17 protein-coding genes and 1 other RNA gene are annotated in these 16,030 nt (G+C 67.0%); 10 read left to right on the top strand and 8 right to left on the bottom strand.

Annotated elements, in window-relative coordinates; genetic code table 11:
* The first annotated feature begins 36 nt into the window (after positions 1 to 36).
* The 8 genes from sucC (at position 37) to AC3A5K_RS06895 (ending at position 7,710) form a co-directional block, all read left to right on the top strand.
* Positions 37 to 1,197 carry an ADP-forming succinate--CoA ligase subunit beta gene (gene sucC, locus AC3A5K_RS06930; RefSeq protein ID WP_487616757.1) on the top strand — a complete coding sequence of 387 codons (1,161 nt, stop codon included), beginning with the start codon at positions 37 to 39 and terminating at the stop codon, positions 1,195 to 1,197.
* A 94-nt stretch (positions 1,198 to 1,291) separates the two neighbouring features.
* Positions 1,292 to 2,164, top strand: a complete 873-nt coding sequence (gene sucD, locus AC3A5K_RS06925; RefSeq protein WP_332079536.1) for a succinate--CoA ligase subunit alpha — start codon at positions 1,292 to 1,294, stop codon at positions 2,162 to 2,164.
* Positions 2,165 to 2,361: 197 nt separating this feature from the next.
* Positions 2,362 to 2,640 carry a type II toxin-antitoxin system CcdA family antitoxin gene (locus tag AC3A5K_RS06920; protein WP_487616756.1) on the top strand — a complete coding sequence of 93 codons (279 nt, stop codon included), beginning with the start codon at positions 2,362 to 2,364 and terminating at the stop codon, positions 2,638 to 2,640.
* Positions 2,637 to 2,951 (top strand): CcdB family protein, encoded by a 315-nt coding sequence (locus AC3A5K_RS06915; RefSeq protein WP_487616755.1) that lies wholly within the window; start codon positions 2,637 to 2,639, stop codon positions 2,949 to 2,951. Before AC3A5K_RS06920 ends, AC3A5K_RS06915 begins: the two co-directional genes overlap by 4 nt.
* A 1-nt stretch (position 2,952) precedes the next feature.
* On the top strand, positions 2,953 to 4,590 hold the full coding sequence (locus AC3A5K_RS06910; RefSeq protein WP_487616754.1) for an NAD+ synthase: 1,638 nt from the start codon (positions 2,953 to 2,955) through the stop codon (positions 4,588 to 4,590).
* 178 nt (positions 4,591 to 4,768) lie between these two features.
* Complete coding sequence (gene dtd / locus AC3A5K_RS06905) at positions 4,769 to 5,206, top strand: D-aminoacyl-tRNA deacylase (RefSeq protein WP_487616753.1); 438 nt, start codon at positions 4,769 to 4,771, stop codon at positions 5,204 to 5,206.
* A gap of 54 nt (positions 5,207 to 5,260) precedes the next feature.
* Entirely contained in the window at positions 5,261 to 7,141 is a 1,881-nt protein-coding gene (rpoD, locus tag AC3A5K_RS06900) for an RNA polymerase sigma factor RpoD (protein WP_487616752.1), read from the top strand.
* A 104-nt stretch (positions 7,142 to 7,245) separates the two neighbouring features.
* Positions 7,246 to 7,710, top strand: coding sequence for a hypothetical protein (locus AC3A5K_RS06895; protein ID WP_487616751.1), 465 nt, complete (start codon positions 7,246 to 7,248; stop codon positions 7,708 to 7,710).
* A gap of 12 nt (positions 7,711 to 7,722) precedes the next feature.
* Here the strand turns inward: AC3A5K_RS06895 and rpiA are convergent, their stop codons facing one another.
* The 7 genes from rpiA to AC3A5K_RS06860 all read right to left on the bottom strand — a co-directional run bounded on the left by rpiA (position 7,723) and on the right by AC3A5K_RS06860 (position 12,539).
* Positions 7,723 to 8,370 (bottom strand): ribose-5-phosphate isomerase RpiA, encoded by a 648-nt coding sequence (rpiA, locus tag AC3A5K_RS06890; protein ID WP_487616750.1) that lies wholly within the window; start codon positions 8,368 to 8,370, stop codon positions 7,723 to 7,725.
* Positions 8,367 to 8,846, bottom strand: a complete 480-nt coding sequence (locus AC3A5K_RS06885; RefSeq protein WP_487616749.1) for an EVE domain-containing protein — start codon at positions 8,844 to 8,846, stop codon at positions 8,367 to 8,369. Before AC3A5K_RS06885 ends, rpiA begins: the two co-directional genes overlap by 4 nt.
* Complete coding sequence (locus AC3A5K_RS06880; RefSeq protein WP_487616748.1) at positions 8,843 to 9,424, bottom strand: 5-formyltetrahydrofolate cyclo-ligase; 582 nt, start codon at positions 9,422 to 9,424, stop codon at positions 8,843 to 8,845. Before AC3A5K_RS06880 ends, AC3A5K_RS06885 begins: the two co-directional genes overlap by 4 nt.
* A 57-nt stretch (positions 9,425 to 9,481) precedes the next feature.
* Positions 9,482 to 9,666, bottom strand: a non-coding RNA gene (gene ssrS / locus AC3A5K_RS06875) — 6S RNA.
* A gap of 107 nt (positions 9,667 to 9,773) precedes the next feature.
* Positions 9,774 to 10,076: a cell division protein ZapA gene (locus tag AC3A5K_RS06870; RefSeq protein ID WP_487616747.1), complete on the bottom strand. Its 303-nt coding sequence runs from the start codon at positions 10,074 to 10,076 to the stop codon at positions 9,774 to 9,776.
* Positions 10,073 to 10,294 (bottom strand): TIGR02449 family protein, encoded by a 222-nt coding sequence (locus AC3A5K_RS06865; protein ID WP_487616746.1) that lies wholly within the window; start codon positions 10,292 to 10,294, stop codon positions 10,073 to 10,075. Before AC3A5K_RS06865 ends, AC3A5K_RS06870 begins: the two co-directional genes overlap by 4 nt.
* Before the next feature lie 31 nt (positions 10,295 to 10,325).
* Positions 10,326 to 12,539 carry a putative bifunctional diguanylate cyclase/phosphodiesterase gene (locus tag AC3A5K_RS06860; protein ID WP_487616745.1) on the bottom strand — a complete coding sequence of 738 codons (2,214 nt, stop codon included), beginning with the start codon at positions 12,537 to 12,539 and terminating at the stop codon, positions 10,326 to 10,328.
* A 127-nt stretch (positions 12,540 to 12,666) separates the two neighbouring features.
* On the opposite strand from AC3A5K_RS06860, the gene AC3A5K_RS06855 reads away from it, so the two are divergent.
* Positions 12,667 to 13,215, top strand: a complete 549-nt coding sequence (locus AC3A5K_RS06855; RefSeq protein ID WP_487616744.1) for a UPF0149 family protein — start codon at positions 12,667 to 12,669, stop codon at positions 13,213 to 13,215.
* A 1-nt stretch (position 13,216) separates the two neighbouring features.
* Entirely contained in the window at positions 13,217 to 14,545 is a 1,329-nt protein-coding gene (locus tag AC3A5K_RS06850; protein WP_487616743.1) for an aminopeptidase P N-terminal domain-containing protein, read from the top strand.
* A gap of 138 nt (positions 14,546 to 14,683) precedes the next feature.
* On the opposite strand, the gene pepQ is transcribed toward AC3A5K_RS06850, so the two are convergent.
* Complete coding sequence (gene pepQ / locus AC3A5K_RS06845; protein ID WP_487617074.1) at positions 14,684 to 16,030, bottom strand: Xaa-Pro dipeptidase; 1,347 nt, start codon at positions 16,028 to 16,030, stop codon at positions 14,684 to 14,686.

The following is a 16,030-nucleotide window of genomic DNA, read 5'->3' as shown; positions in this document are numbered from 1 at the left end:
TGCGGCCGGCATCATTTCCTTATCGATGGACCCCACATGAACTTCCACGAGTACCAGGCGAAGCAGTTGTTTGCCGATTACGGCATCCCCGTGCCGGCAGGACGCGTCGCGTCCACCGCCGACGAAGCAGTCGAAGCAGCGAAGTCCCTGGGCAACGGCCCCTGGATGGTCAAGGCCCAGATCCATGCGGGCGGTCGCGGCAAGGCCGGCGGCGTGAAGTTCTGCAAGACCACCGACGACGTGAAGACGGCTGCGGCCGGCATGCTCGGCACCAGGATGGCCACCTATCAGACCGCCGGCGTCGAACTGCCGGTCAATCTGGTGCTCGTCACCGAAGCCGGTGAGATCGCCAAGGAGCTGTATCTGTCGGTGCTGGTCGACCGCGGCACACAGTCCATCACCTATATCGTCTCGAGCGAGGGTGGCGTGGACATCGAGCAGGTGGCTGCCGAGACGCCGGAGAAGATCGAGAGCCTCAACGTCAATTTCGTGGAAGGCTTCCAGGCCTACCAGGGCCGTGACATCGGCTTCAAGATCGGCCTGACCGCCAAGCAGGCCAACCAGCTCGCCAAGATCATGGGCGGCCTGTACACCCTGTTCAACGAGAAGGACCTGGCGCTGGTCGAATTGAACCCGCTGGCGATCCTCGACAACGGTGACCTGTACGCCCTCGACGGCAAGGTCGACTCCGACGACAACGCCGCGTTCCGTCACAAGGATCTGGCGGCGATGCGTGACGCCACGCAGGAAGACGAGGCCGAGGCGCGTGCCAGCCAGTACGACCTGAACTACGTGACCATGGACGGCAACATCGGCTGCATGGTCAACGGCGCAGGCCTGGCCATGGCGACGATGGACGTGATCGCACTCAACGGCGGTTCGCCGGCGAACTTCCTCGACGTGGGTGGCGGCGCGACCAAGGAGCGCGTGACCGAAGCGTTCAAGCTCATCCTGTCAAGCGACAAGGTGAAGGCGATTTTCGTCAACATCTTCGGCGGCATCGTCCGTTGCGACATGATCGCCGAAGGCATCATCGCCGCGGTCAAGGAAGTGGACGTCAAGGTGCCGGTGATCGTGCGCCTCGAGGGCACGAACGTCGAAGCGGGCAAGAAGCTGCTGGCCGAATCCGGCCTCGCGATCACCGCAGCCGACGACATCAACGACGGTGCCAAGAAGGCCGTCGCCGCAGCCGCCTGATCCCACATATCACCTGCAGGGGCGGGTTTTCCCGCCGTCGCGCAACAGCGATGCAGCGCCTTCCGGCGCGCCTGCAACAGCGAAGGATTTACAGATGAGCGTTCTGATCAACAAGAACACCAAGGTGATCGTGCAGGGCTTCACCGGCCAGCAGGGCACCTTCCACGCCACCCAGATGGTGGAATACGGCACCCAGGTCGTCGGCGGCGTCACGCCGGGCAAGGGCGGCACCACGCACATCGACCTGCCGGTGTTCAACACCGTGCGCGAAGCCGTCGACGCCACCGGCGCCGATGCCTCGGTGATCTACGTGCCGCCGCCGTTCGCGGCCGACGCGATCCTCGAAGCGGCTGCGGCCGGCATCAAGGTCATCGTCTGCATCACCGAAGGCATTCCGGTGCTCGACATGCTGCGCGTCAAGAACGTGCTCAAGTCGCACCCGGACGTGACCCTGGTCGGTCCGAACTGCCCGGGCGTGATCACGCCGGGCGAGTGCAAGATCGGCATCATGCCGGGCCACATCCACATGCCGGGCAAGATCGGCATCGTGTCGCGTTCGGGCACGCTGACCTATGAAGCGGTCAAGCAGACCACCGCGGCGGGCCTCGGCCAGTCGACCGTCATCGGCATCGGCGGCGACCCGATCAACGGCCTGAACTTCGTCGACTGCCTCAAGCTGTTCAACGAAGATCCGCAGACGCTGGGCATCATCATGGTCGGCGAAATCGGCGGCGACGCCGAGGAAGCGGGCGCCGAGTACATCAAGGCGCACGTCAAGAAGCCGGTCGTCGGCTTCATCGCCGGCGCGTCGGCCCCTCCGGGCAAGCGCATGGGCCACGCCGGTGCGATCGCCTCGGGCGGTTCGGGCACGGCCGAAGGCAAGTTCAAGGCGATGGAAGCGGCCGGTGTGAAGACCGTCCGTTCGCCGGGCGATCTGGGCGAAGCGATCGCTGCGCTCGTGAAGTAAGTCGCGCCTCACAGCGTGATTGGAAAGGCCGCCCTCGGGCGGCCTTTTTCATGCGAACGGATCGGCGCGGGGCAGGCCCGTGCGTCGGCGTTGGTCGACGGCCGCCTATTTCGGCAGGTCTGAGGGCTTGCCAGACGACATTTGACAGGGTGGGCGCTCGATGCGCATGATTGATGCGCATCAGGAAGGAGGTGCTTATGCGCATCCATGAGGACTATGCCGGTTATGGCAAGCGCGCGACCAACGTCAGCGTGAATCAGGGCCTGCTCGAAGAGGCCAAGGCGCTTGAGATCAACCTGTCTGCCACGCTTGAAAAAGCGCTGGAAGCCGAAGTCCGCGCGCGGAAGCGGGCGCAGTGGCGGGAGGACAATCGGGAGGCGATGGCCGCGTACAACGCACGCATCGCTCGCGACGGACTCGCTGGCGACCACGTGCGCGCCTTCAAGGCATCGCTGAAGGACGCAGCGGAGGGATGAGCCAGTTCTGCGTCTATGCCAACGCCGATCCGGCCTCGCGTCGCGAGGTGCCCTGCTGGTTGAATGTGCAGAGCGATTTGATCGATTTCGTGGAGTCGCGCGTCGTCGTGCCGCTGATTCCAAAGGGGCAGGCCGGTCCGCTGCTCACCCGCCTGATGCCGGCGCTGCCGGTCGCTGGCAAGCCGATGGTGATGGACACCGCGCAGATCACCAGCGTGCCGATGCAGATGCTGGGCCGGCAGGTCGCTGATCTGGCGGGCGAGCGTCAGCGCATCATCGAAGCTCTGGATTTCCTGACACATGGCATCTGACATGACCGACCCCCTGCGTATCGCCCTGGCCCAGTTCGACTTTCCGGTCGGCGACGTCGGTCGCAACGCCGAGCGCATCGCGGAGATGATCGCGACGGCGCGCGACGAATACGCCGCGCACGTGGTCGTCTTTCCGGAGCTGGCGATCAGTGGCTACCCGCCGGAAGACCTGCTGATGCGCCCCGGCTTCCTGATCGACTGCGAAGCGGCGCTGATGCAGATCGCCAAGGACGTGCGCGGCATCGTCGCCGTGGTGGGCTGGCCGGAATCGGCCGGCAGCGTGCTCTACAACTCGGCCAGCGTGCTGCGCGACGGCAAGGTCGAGCGCACCTACCGCAAGCGCGAACTGCCCAACTACAACGTCTTCGACGAGCGCCGCTATTTCCACGTGGATCCGGATGGCGAGTCCTGCGTGTTCGAGGTCAACGGCGTCGGCGTGGGCCTGGTGATCTGCGAAGACCTGTGGTTTCCCGAGCCCCTCGACGCGACCGCGCGTGCGGGCGCGGAAGTCGTCGTCGTGCCCAATGCCTCGCCCTACGAGCGCGGCAAGCATCGTCAGCGCGATGCGCTGCTGGCGGAGCGCACGCGCGAAAGCGGCGTGGCCCTGGCCTACGTCAATGTCGTGGGCGGCCAGGATGCGCTGGTGTTCGACGGCGCCTCGGTCGTGGCCGATGCCGACGGCACCGTGCATCCCGCGGCCGTCGCCTTCGACGATCAATGGCTGGTGGTCGATTACGAGCCCGAACGGCGTGGTTTCACCCCGGTGGTGTGGGTGGACGACGGCGACGAGAGCATCGATGCGCTGGCCTGGCGCGCGATCGTCCGCGGTACCCGCGACTACTGCGGCAAGAACGGATTTTCCAAGGCGTGGGTGGGGCTGTCGGGCGGTATCGACTCCGCGGTGGTGCTGGCGATGGCGGTGGACGCGCTGGGCGCCGACAACGTCACCGCAGTGCGCCTGCCGTCGCGGTTCACCGCGAACCTCAGCAACGATCTCGCGGCCGAGCAGTGCGCCGCGCTCGGCGTGCGCATGCGCACCATCCCGATCGAGGGGCCGTTCCAGGGTTTCCTCGATGCCTTGTCGGATGCGTTCGAGGACAAGCCGGTCGATGTCGCCGAGGAGAACCTGCAGTCGCGCACCCGCGGCGCGATCATGATGGCGCTGTCCAACAAGCACGGCGGCCTGCTGCTGACGACCGGCAACAAGAGCGAATACGCGGTGGGCTACGCCACGATCTACGGCGACATGTGCGGCGGCTACGCGCCGATCAAGGACCTCTACAAGACCGAAGTCTTCGGCCTGGCGAAATGGCGCAACACCGTGGGCGGCGCACCGGTGATCCCGCCGGCGGTCATCGACCGGCCGCCGTCGGCGGAACTGCGCGCCGACCAGCTCGACCAGGATTCCCTGCCGCCCTACGACGTGCTGGACGCGATCCTGCGCCGCTTCGTCGATCTGGAGGAATCGCGCGACGAAATCGTCGCGGCCGGCTTCGACGCCGTCATCGTCGACCGCATGCTCCATCTGGTGCGCATCAGCGAATGGAAGCGGCATCAGGCGGCGCCGGGGCCGAAGATCTCGCGCCGCGCGTTCGGGCGCGAGCGGCGCTATCCGATCAGCAACCGGTACGCGGGTTGAGGCCGGCGGCTACAGATTCTTTCGATTCGTCCTCCCCGCGGAAGCGGGGATCCATGGGCCTTGATTGCGATGTGTTGACGTCCATGAATGCCCAGCCCTTCCGGTTGCTGTGGAGCGCCTCCCGCCTGCGCGGGACTGACGAGTCGAAACCGCTTGGTGTCGGCGCTCCGGGGTGCGGATGCTGAGCCTGATCCAGCGCGTCAGCGAGGCTGCCGTGCGCGTGGACGGTGAGATCGTCGGTCGGACCGGCCCCGGCCTGCTGGCCCTGGTCGGCATCGAGCCCGGCGACGGCGATGCCCAGGTGGCGCGCATGGCCGAACGGCTGCTGGCCTATCGGGTCTTTTCGGACGAAGGCGGCCGGATGAACCGCTCGCTGACCGACACCGGCGGCGGCTTGCTGCTGGTCAGCCAGTTCACCCTGGTGGCCGATACCGCGTCGGGCAATCGCCCCGGCTTCAGCACCGCCGCGACGCCCGCCGAAGCTGAACCTGTCTTCATGCAACTGGTGGCGCGTTGCCGCGGCCTGCACCGGGGGGTGGAAACGGGGCGGTTCGGTGCCCATATGAAGGTCAGCCTGGTCAACGATGGCCCGGTCACCTTCCTGCTCAGGGCATGAACCCGGCCTTGCAGGTGGTACAATTACGGGTTCACTTTGACAACGGTGCGCCACATGGCGAATGAACGTCCCGCCCAGCAGTCCGACATCAAGATCCTGATCAGCAAGGGCCTGGAGCAGGGCTACCTGACGTATGCCGAGGTCAACGATCACCTGCCCGACGACATGGTCGATCCGGAGCAGATCGAAGACATCATCGGCATGATCAACGGCATGGGCATTGCGGTCCATGAAGTGGCGCCCGATGCGGAAACGCTGCTGCTGGCCGGCGAATCCAGCGGCAACCGCGAAGTCGACGAGACCGCGGCGGAAGAAGCTGCGGCCGCGCTGACCTCGCTCGATACCGAAGGTGGTCGTACCACCGACCCGGTGCGCATGTACATGCGCGAAATGGGTACGGTCGAACTGCTGACCCGCGAAGGCGAAATCGCCATCGCCAAGCGGATCGAGGAAGGCCTCAACCAGATGATGGCCTCGGTGGCCAGCTTCCCGTGGTCCGTCCAGCTGCTGCTCGAGGAATACGAGCTGCACAAGGCGGGCAAGAAGCGTCTGGCCGAAGTCGTGGTCGGCTTCAACGACCAGCTGCTCGAAGAGCTCGCGGCCGAGGAAGAAGCGGCTGCGGGCAACGCGCCGGCGGCGGTCGAAGCCGAGGAAGAGGCCGACAGCGACGACGACGATTCGGACGATTCCTCGGACGAGGAAGAGAGCACCGGCCCGACCGGTCCGGATCCTGCGGAAGTCCTGCGTCGCATGGATCTGCTGGCCGACCTGTTCAACAAGTTCCAGAAGTCGTACGCCAAGAACGGTGCGACCGCGAAGGCGTCGATCAAGCTGCGCGGCGAGATGGCCGACCAGTTCATGACCTTCAAGCTGCCGCTGCCGCTGACCGATCTGCTGGTCCGCAAGCTGCGCGACGTCGTGTCCGAGCTGAAGGATCACGAGCGTCGCATCCTCGACCTGTCGACCCGCGTCGCCAAGATGCCGCGCAAGGATTTCATCCGCGCATGGGACGGCAACCAGACCAATACGGGCTGGGCGGACGAGATGATCAAGCGCAAGCAGAAGTGGTCGTCCGGCCTGAAGGATGTGCGCGACCAGATCGTCGCCGAGCAGGAAGCCACGCTCGCGATCGAGAAGGCGATGGGCGTGACCCTGGGTGATCTCAAGGAGATCAACCGGGCGATGGCCTATGGCGAGACCAAGGCCCGCCGCGCCAAGAAGGAAATGGTCGAAGCCAACCTGCGTCTGGTGATCTCGATCGCCAAGAAGTACACCAACCGCGGCCTGCAGTTCCTCGACCTCATCCAGGAAGGCAACATCGGCCTGATGAAGGCGGTCGACAAGTTCGAGCACCGTCGCGGCTTCAAGTTCTCGACCTATGCCACGTGGTGGATCCGCCAGGCGATCACGCGTTCGATCGCCGACCAGGCGCGCACGATCCGTATCCCCGTGCACATGATCGAGACGATCAACAAGCTCAACCGCATTTCCCGCCAGATGCTCCAGCAGTACGGCCGCGAGGCCACGCCGGAGGAGCTGGCCAAGGAAATGGACATGCCGGAAGACAAGATCCGGAAGGTCATGAAGATCGCGAAGGAACCGATCTCCATGGAGACCCCGATCGGCGACGACGAGGACTCGCACCTGGGCGACTTCATCGAGGACACCAATGTGGAGTCCCCGGTGGATGCGACCACCAACACCAACCTGATGGAAACGGTCCGCGACGTGCTCGGCGGCCTGACCCCGCGGGAAGCCAAGGTGCTGCGCATGCGTTTCGGTATCGACATGAATACCGATCACACGCTGGAAGAAGTCGGCAAGCAGTTCGACGTCACCCGCGAGCGCATCCGCCAGATCGAAGCGAAGGCGCTGCGCAAGCTGCGTCATCCTTCGCGCAGCGAGCAGCTGCGGAGCTTCCTCGACGTCGAGTGAGTCGAGGGCGTCACGCAGTCACGGAAGAGCCCGCCGGAAGGCGGGCTTTTTCATTGGCGAACAGCCTGCGCCAGGCTGCGATGCAACGACGAATGGATTGACCGATGACGTCAGACCGCAGCCCGTACGCCGCCCCGACCGCCGATGCGGTGCCTGAACCGAAGAGCGCGCCGATGTTCGGTTATCTCGGCGCCGGCCTGGCCAGCATCTTCGGTCTCCTGATCGGCGGCCCGATCGTTCTCGCCATGAACTTCCACACGATGGGCCGCGCGCGTGCTGCGTTCGCGACGCTCGTCGTCGCGGTTGGCGTCTTCATGGTGGCCGGTTGGGCGAGCATGCAGTCCGAACTTCCGCCCGCGCTGTGGCGCTGGCCGTTCATCGCGCTGTGGCTGCTGGCCGTGCTGCTCTCGATGTGGCGCTGGCAGGGCCAGGCACTCGCGATGCGACGCGCAGCGGGCATCCGTCAGCGGCCGTGGTGGCTGGCGCTTGGCATCGGCCTGCTGGTCAATGGCGCCGTCTGGCTGTTCTTCGGATGGATGGCGCTTTTTCCGACCACCGTCGTGCTGTAGCGGACCTGCGGCTTACAGCACCGTCGGCGTCGCCGTGCCCACGATCACCACATCGGCGGGGCGGCGCGCGAACAGGCCGACACTGACCACACCCGGGATCTGGTTGAGCTTCGCTTCCAGCGCGACCGGGTCGGTGATCGACAGGCCGTGGATGTCCAGCACCCAGTTGCCGTTGTCGGTCTTCACGCCTTCGCGCCAGACGGGCTGACCGCCGGTGGTTTCGAGGATCGTGCGGGCGACCAGGCTGCGCGCCATCGGAATCACCTCGACCGGCAGCGGGAACGTACCGAGCACCGGCACCTGCTTGGCCGGATCGATGATGCAGACGAACTTCGCGCTCGCCTCGGCGATGATCTTCTCGCGCGTCAGCGCCGCGCCGCCGCCCTTGATCAGGTGCTTCCCCGGATCGCATTCGTCGGCCCCATCCACGTACAGCGGCAGCGGGCCGGTCGCGTTGAGATCCAGCACCTGGATGCCGTGCGCGCGCAGCCGTTCCGTGCTCTGGTCCGAGCTCGAGACCGCGCCGTCGATGCGGTGCTTGATCCGCGCGAGCGCATCGATGAAGAAGGCGACCGTCGAGCCGGTGCCGACGCCGACGATCATGCCGTCCTCGACGAACTCGATGGCCTTTTCGCCGGCCAGACGCTTGGACTCGCTCATTGTTTCTTCTCCAGCGACAACAACAATTTCCACTGCGCCGCCGTGACCGGCAGCACCGACAGGCGCGCGCCCTTGCGGATCAGCGCGAAACCTTCGCCCAGCGCGTCGCTGTGCTCGCGGATCTCGGACAGCGCGATCGGCGCGGCGAGGGTGCGGACGAAGCCCACATCGACCAGAAACCAGCGCGGCGTCTCTTCGGTCGCCTTCTCGTCGTAGTACTTCGAGCGCTTCTGGAACTGGGTGGGATCCGGATACGCGGTACTGGCGACGGAGGCGATGCCGTAGATGCCCGGCACCTGGGTATTGGAGTGGTAGAACAGGATCTCGTCGCCCACCTGCATGCCGTCGCGCATGAAGTTGCGCGCCTGGTAGTTGCGGACGCCGGTCCAGGGTTCGGTGCCGACGCGGGCCAGGTCGTCGATCGAAAAGTCCTCGGGCTCGGACTTCATCAGCCAATAGCGTTTGCGTGTGCTCACGGGCGCGGGCTCGGAAACAGGGTGCGGGATTCGGTACAGATCGCGTCGAGCGGCACGTCCCAGGACGCGGCTTCGAGCATGTCGACCTGCTGGCTGGCGAACGCGGCGCCCACCAGCAGCGGCAGCGCGACGTCCGTCTGGCGGAAGGCGAAGCTGCGATCGTACCAACCGCCGCCCATGCCGAGCCGCTGGCCCTGCGCGTCGAATCCGACCAGTGGCGTGACTACCAGCGCCATTGTGCGGGCATCGAGCGCCGACGACGGTTCGACGTCGGGCTCCGGAATGCCGAAGCGGTTGGTCACCAGTGGATCTCCGGCGCGCCAGGGCGCGAAGCGCAGCTGGTCGTCGTGCAGAACCGGCAGGCAGTAGACGAGATCCGGCGGCAGCCGCAGCTGGAACACGTGCAGGCCGATCTCGCCATCGCTGGCCCAGTAGCCGGCGACATAGCCGCGCGCGGGCAGTGCAGGCAAGGCGAGCAGCTGGGTAGCCAGCCCCTCCGCGGCGGCGATGCGCACGGCGGGCGGCGTCGCGCGACGTGCGTCGCGCAGTCGTCGGCGTAAGGCGGTGCGATCAGTCATTCGGCCAGGCTCGTCGTCGGATGTGCCGGCGACGCGGCGGGCAGAAACGGAATAGAGACGTCCTCCGCCAGTGTCGATGCGTGCGAAACGACCTTGAACCCGAGGTTCAAGTGGGAACGCTGGGATTCCTTCGGGCTTCCCGCTCGAGGGCGGACTGGCACTCCCGGTCTCCTGACATCCCCGGTGTCGTTTTTAAGGGACAAGGCGAATGTTTTGCTCGCTGTCGGACACGGCAGAGAACGCAAACGGAGTATAGCCCGGACGGCGCGCAGACCAAGCCCGTTCGTCGGTCGCGTCGGAATTGCGATGTCGAGGATTCAGCGGTGTCGCCGCACTGCGAAGGTGCGCGTCAGCGTAGATCGGCGTCGAGTGCATCGAGGCGGCGATGCAGACCTTCGACCGCATCGATGACTGCACGCGTGCCGCCGGTGCCGCTTTCGCGCAGCAGCTGCAGTTCGTGGGCGAGGTTGAGCGCAGCGAGAATCGCGACGCGATCCACCGCGGCCATCCGGTTGGCGCCGCGGATCTCGCGCATGCGGGTGTCGAGCAGACGTGCGGCGGCCATCAGGCTGTCGCGCTCGTCCGGCGCGACGCCGACGGTGTATTCCCGGTCGAGGACGCGGACGCTGACCGCTTCGTTGGAGCTGCTCACGTGTGCTGCTCCAGCGACTTCAGCCGCGCGATCATCGCCTCGACGCGCGAGCGGGCCTGTTCGTGCTTGGACAGCAGCTGTGCGCGCTCACCGACGATGCTTTCCTGCTGCTGGCGCAGGCTGCGGTTCTCGTCGCTGAGCTGGCGGGTGCGTTCGATCAGCGTCTCGACGCGCGACGTCAATCGGTGCAGTTGGGCGATGACGTCGGCTTGGTCCATCCCGGCACGATAGGCAGCGGGCCGGGGGCGGTCAAGGCAGGACTGCGACCCGTGCCGGCGGCGCCGGCGCGAGGGTCTCGGGACGCCAGTTCCGGATGAAGGCCAGGCAGTGCAGGGCATCGAGAGGCTGGGCCACCCAGAAGCCCTGGATCTCGTCGCAGCCGCGCGCGGCGAGGAAGCGCATCTGCGCTTCGGTTTCCACGCCTTCGGCGACCACGGTCAGTCCCAGCGAGTGGCCCATGGTGATGACGGTGCCGGTGATCGCGGCATCCTCGGCGTCATGCGGCAGCCCGTCGATGAAGGCCTTGTCGATCTTCAGCGTGGTGATCGGCAACCGCTTGAGATAGGCGAGCGACGAATAGCCGGTGCCGAAGTCGTCGATGGCCAGCGAGACGCCGAGGGCGCGGAAGGCGTGCAGCTTGGCCGCGGTCTGTTCGGCGTTGGCCATCAGCACGCTTTCGGTGAGTTCGAGTTCGAGCAGTTCCGGCGGGATGGCGGTGTCGGCCAGCACGCGCCCCACCACTTCGGCGAAATCGCCGCGCAGCAGCTGAAGGACCGACACATTGACCGAGACCGACAGCGTGTCCAGGCCGTGCTGGCGCCAGCGGCCGAGCGTCATGCAGGCCTCGCGCAGCACCCATTCGCCGATCTCGAGGATCAGGCCGCTTTCTTCTGCGATCGGGATGAAATCGCTGGGCGGAATGTCGCCGTATTCGGGGCTGGACCAGCGCAGCAGAGCCTCGACGCCGGTGATGCGCGACGAGGCCAGGGACAGGCGGGGCTGGAACACCACGCGCAGCTCGCCGCGGTCGAGCACCTTGCGCAGCGCGCTCGAGACCGTCGCGCGCTGGCGGGCGGCGATGTCCATGTTGTCGTCGTAGCGCATGAACGTGCGACGGCCTGCGGCCTTCGCCTGGTACATCGCGGTGTCGGCCTGCTTCAGCAGGTCGGTCGGCACCTGGCCGTGATCGGGGTATAGGCTGATGCCGATCGAAGGGGAGATGGTGATCTCGCGACGATCCTCGAGCAGCAGCGGCGCCTCGAAGGCATTGATGATCTCGCGCGCCACGTGCTCGGCCTCGTGCGCATGCGCCAGGCCCTCGATGACGATGGTGAACTCGTCGCCGCCCAGCCGCGCGACGGTATGGCGGGCGCCGACGGTCTGCTGCAGGCGCGCAGCGGCGGCGCGCAGGATGCGGTCGCCGGCGGCGTGGCCCAACGAGTCGTTGACGTCCTTGAACCGGTCCAGGTCGATGAACAGCACGGCGACGCGTTCGTCCTGGCGATGCGCGCGGACGATCGCTTTCGACAGCCGTTCCGACAGCAGCGAGCGGTTGGGCAGGCTGGTCAGCGTGTCGAAGTTGGCCAGATACCGCAGTTCCTGCTCGGTGCGCTTGTGCTGGGTGATGTCGTTGAGCACGACCACCTGCAGCGGCGTCACGGAATCGGCGTCGTGGACGGTGCGCAGCTCGACCGCGGCCAGGAACGCGTCGCCGTCCTTGCGCCGCTGCCACAGCTCGCCGCTCCACTGGCCGTCGCGCGCGGCCGTCTCGCGGATGCCGGCATGGAACGCCGGATCGTGCTGGTCGCTGTCGAGCAGGTCTGCGCGCCGGCCGACGATTTCCGCCTCGCCGTAGCCGGTCATCCGCAGAAACGCGGGATTGACCGACACGTAGCGGAACTCGCCGTCCACCACGGCGACCGCCTCGCTCATGCTGCGCAGGACCTCGGCGGCGATGCGGCGCTCGCGCTCGGCCTCGCGGGTGCCGGTGACATTCAGCGCCGTGCCGGCGATGCGCAGCACCGCGCCGCTGCCGTCGCGCTCGACCACGCGCCCGCGGGCGCGCACCCAGCACCATCCGCGTGCGCCGTCGGTGACGCGGACCTGGAGTTCGTAACGGCTGGTGGCGTCGTCCAGCAGGCGCTTCAGCGCTTCGCGCGCCGCCGGAAGATCATCGGGATGCAGCAGCGTCTCGGCCGGCATCGTGTCTTCGACCAGGCCATCGTCGCCGGCCTGCTGTGCCACGCCGATCAGGCGGCGCAGCTGTCCGCTCGGCACGTGGTAATCCCAGTAGCGTTCGCCGGACGCCCACAGCGCCAGCGCAAGCCGTTCGCCGCGTTCGTTGAGCGCGGCCGTATACGCGCGTTCGCTGGACTGGCGGCGGACCAGCAGGACAGCCAGCAGCACGAGCAGTGCGAAGAGCACCACCGCACCGGGCACCACGAGCTGGTTGGAATCGATCACGCGGAACTCCGCGCCGGAACGGCTGCGCGAGTGTAGACATGCCATCCATGCGCCAACAAGCGTTTCGACAGGCAAATGACGGGCAATTGATACACTGGCGACCCGTTTGTCAGCCGTGTGAGTGCCCGTGTCCGAGTCCCTGCCCAGCCCGTCCGAAGTCGATGCCGAAGTCCGTCAGCTGCAGCTGGCCGTCGGTGCGAGCGAACTGCACGGCGGACTCTGCGGATGGCTGGCAGGCGGTGGCGAACACCAGGCCGCCTGGCTGGCGCCGGTGCTGGCCGATGCCACACTGCCGGCGCCTGTTGCAGGCGGTGCGCTCGACCGGCTGCGGCTGGCCAGCACCGCGCAGCTGGAAGACCGCAGCTTCGGCTTCTCGCTGCTGCTGCCGGGCGCCGAGCAGTCGCTCGCCGTGCGCAGCGAAGGCCTGTTCGAATGGTGCCGCGGCTTCCTTGGCGGATTCGGGCTGTCCGCCGGAGATACCAAGCTCTCCGCCGAAGGCGAGGAAGCGCTTGCAGATCTGGCTCGTCTGGCCGCTGCGCAGGTCGAGCCCGACAGCGATGGCGATGACAGCGAGGAAGATGCGCTGGTCGAGATCGAGGAATTCGTCCGCGTCGCGGTGCTGCTGCTGCACGGCGATGCGGCGCTCGCGTCGCGCCATCGCAGCCGGTTGAACTGAGATGGTGTCGCCGACCGGCATCTCCGCGACGAGTTACCAGAAGCGTCGGCGCCAGCTCATGCGCCTGGCCGGCGACGACGCGATCCTGATCCTGCCGGCAGCGCCCGAGCGCAACCGCAGCCGCGATACGCATTACCCCTACCGGCCGGATTCCGACCTCTGGTATCTGACCGGCTTCGCCGAGCCCGAAGCGGTGCTGGTGCTGGTGCCGGGCCGCAAGCACGGCGAAACGCTGCTGTTCTGTCGTGAGCGTGACCTCGAGCGCGAGGGCTGGGACGGACCGCGCGTCGGTCCCGAAGGTGCGGTCGACGGACTGGGCATGGACGATGCGTACCCGATCGACGATCTCGACGAAATCCTGCCCGGCCTGCTCGAAGGGCGTACGCGCGTTTATTACCATTTCGGCCGCGATACCGAATTCGACCTGCAGCTGATCGGCTGGCTCAACCGCGTGCGTGCGCAGGTGCGCCTCGGCGCGCAGCCGCCGCACGAGTTCCTCGAACTCGGCCACCTGCTCGACGAGATGCGCCTGTTCAAGAGCGCCGACGAACTCAAGCTGATGCGCCTCGCGGCGAAGATCAGTGTCGAAGCGCACGCAGCCGCGATGCGCGCCGCGCGGCCCGGCATCCACGAGTACGCGCTGCAGGCGGAACTGGAATACGTGTTCCGCCGCAATGACGCCTGGGCGGCGTACGAGAGCATCGTCGGCGCCGGCGCGAATGCCTGCGTGCTGCACTACCGCGCCAACAGCGCTCAGGCGCGCGACGGGGATCTGGTGCTGATCGATGCGGGCGCGGAGTACCGCGGCTACGCGGCGGACATCACGCGCACGTTCCCGGTGAACGGCCGCTTCTCGCCGGCACAGCGTGCGCTTCACGACGTGGTCGAATCGGCGCAGCAGGCAGCGCTGGCGCAGGCGCGTCCGGGCGTGCCGTACGAAGCCGGGCACATCGCCGCGGTCGAGGCGCTGACCGAAGGTCTGCTGCGGCTGGGCCTGCTCAAGGGCAAGCTCGAAGCGCGCATCGCCGACGAGAGCTACAAGCGCTATTACCGGCACAAGACCGGGCACTGGATCGGCCTCGACGTGCACGATGTCGGCGACTACCGCATCGAGGGCGAATCGCGGCTGCTGGAGCCGGGCATGGTCTACACGATCGAACCCGGTCTCTACGTGCCGACCGACGACACCCGCGTGGATGCGAAATGGCGCGGGATCGGGATCCGCACCGAGGATGACGTGCTGGTCACCAAAACCGGCCACGAGGTGCTGACCACCGGGCTGGCGCGCACTGCCGACGAGATCGAGGCCTACATGGCCGATACGCGCTGAGCGCAGCGCGGGCTTCTTGGTGGCATTGAAAAAGGGCGCCGTGGGCGCCCTTTTTCTGGCGTACCGGATGGGCTGCGCGTCGGCAGCCGCGTCATCCGCTGCGGCCGACGCCTTCCGGCCCGGCCGCAGGTTGGGTACTTACTCCAGCGCGGCCCAGGCGTCGCGGGTGAGGTTGAGCGGCGCATCGTCGGTGCAGACGATGTCGTCCTCGATCCGGATGCCGCCGTAGGGGCGGAAAGCCTCGACGCGGTCCCAGTCGACCGCGTCGCCCTGGCCGTTCGCCTTCAGGTCCTCGAGCAGCATGTCGATGAAGTACACGCCCGGCTCGATGGTGACCACCATGCCCGGTTCCAGCACGCGGGTCAGACGCAGGAAGGGGTGGCCCTTCGGCTTGGCGATCGTGCCGCCGGCGTCCGATGCGGCGAACCCGCCGACGTCGTGCACCTGCAGGCCGATGCCATGGCCGATGCCGTGCGGGAAGAACGCGGCGCTGACGCCCGTTTCTACGGCCTGTTCCGGCGAGATCCGCAGCACGCCGAAGTCGCGCAGCACGCCCGACAGTGCCAGGTGCGCGTCGAGATGGATGCGGGTGTAGTCGGTGCCGGCGCGCACCTGGTCGCACATCGCGCGCTGCGCGGTGTCGACCGCGTCGATCATCGACTGGAACTCGCTGCCCGTGTCGTGCGCGTAGGTGCGGGTGACGTCGGCCGCGTAGCCGGCATGACCGGCGCCGGCATCGATGAGGAAGCTGCGCAGCGGATCGGGCGCCAGACGGCCGAGTTCGGTGTAGTGCAGCACCGCGGCGTGCTCGTTGAGCGCGACGATGTTGTTGTACGGCAGCTCGTTCGCGTCCTGGCCGGCGGCCTGGCAGTAGGCGAGGTGGATGCCGAACTCGCTGGCACCGGCGCGGAACGCGCGCTCGGCTTCGGCATGGGCGCGCACCGCGCGTTCGGATGCACGGCGCAGCATCGCGATCTCGTATGGCGTCTTGAAGGCGCGGTGGTAGTCGAGATAGTCGACGACGGCCTGCGGATTGTTCGGCTTATACGCACCGTAATGCCCCAGTGCGCTCTGCGGCTCACCGAGGATCGCGCAGCGCGCCGCGTTCTTGGGCAGGTGCTGCTGCGCGTCTTCCGGCTTGCGGATCACGACGATGTCGAAATGGTCCACCCAGACGCCGGCGGGCGCCTCGGGCACCACATGCCAGTAATCGCGCGGCTGCAGATAGACCAGTTTCGGCCTGGCGCCGGGGGTGATCACCAGCCAGCTGCCGGGATTGCGCGTCAGCGGCAGCCAGGCCTTGAACTGCGGATTCACCGCATAGGGGTAATCGCGGTCGTCGAACACGTGGTAGTGCAGCGAGCCGCTGGGCACCACCAGGTGATCGAACCCGCCCCGGGCGAGCGCGGCGGCAGTGCGCTCGAGCAGCGTGGACAGGTGGGCGGCGTAGAGGGTGGCAATCGACGGAGCAGGCTGGTTGGACAT

The organism is Luteimonas sp. Soil_C_5 (assembly GCF_057656615.1).
Note: the sequence above shows the minus strand (reverse complement) of the source record. Positions and strands in the feature narration are given on the sequence as shown.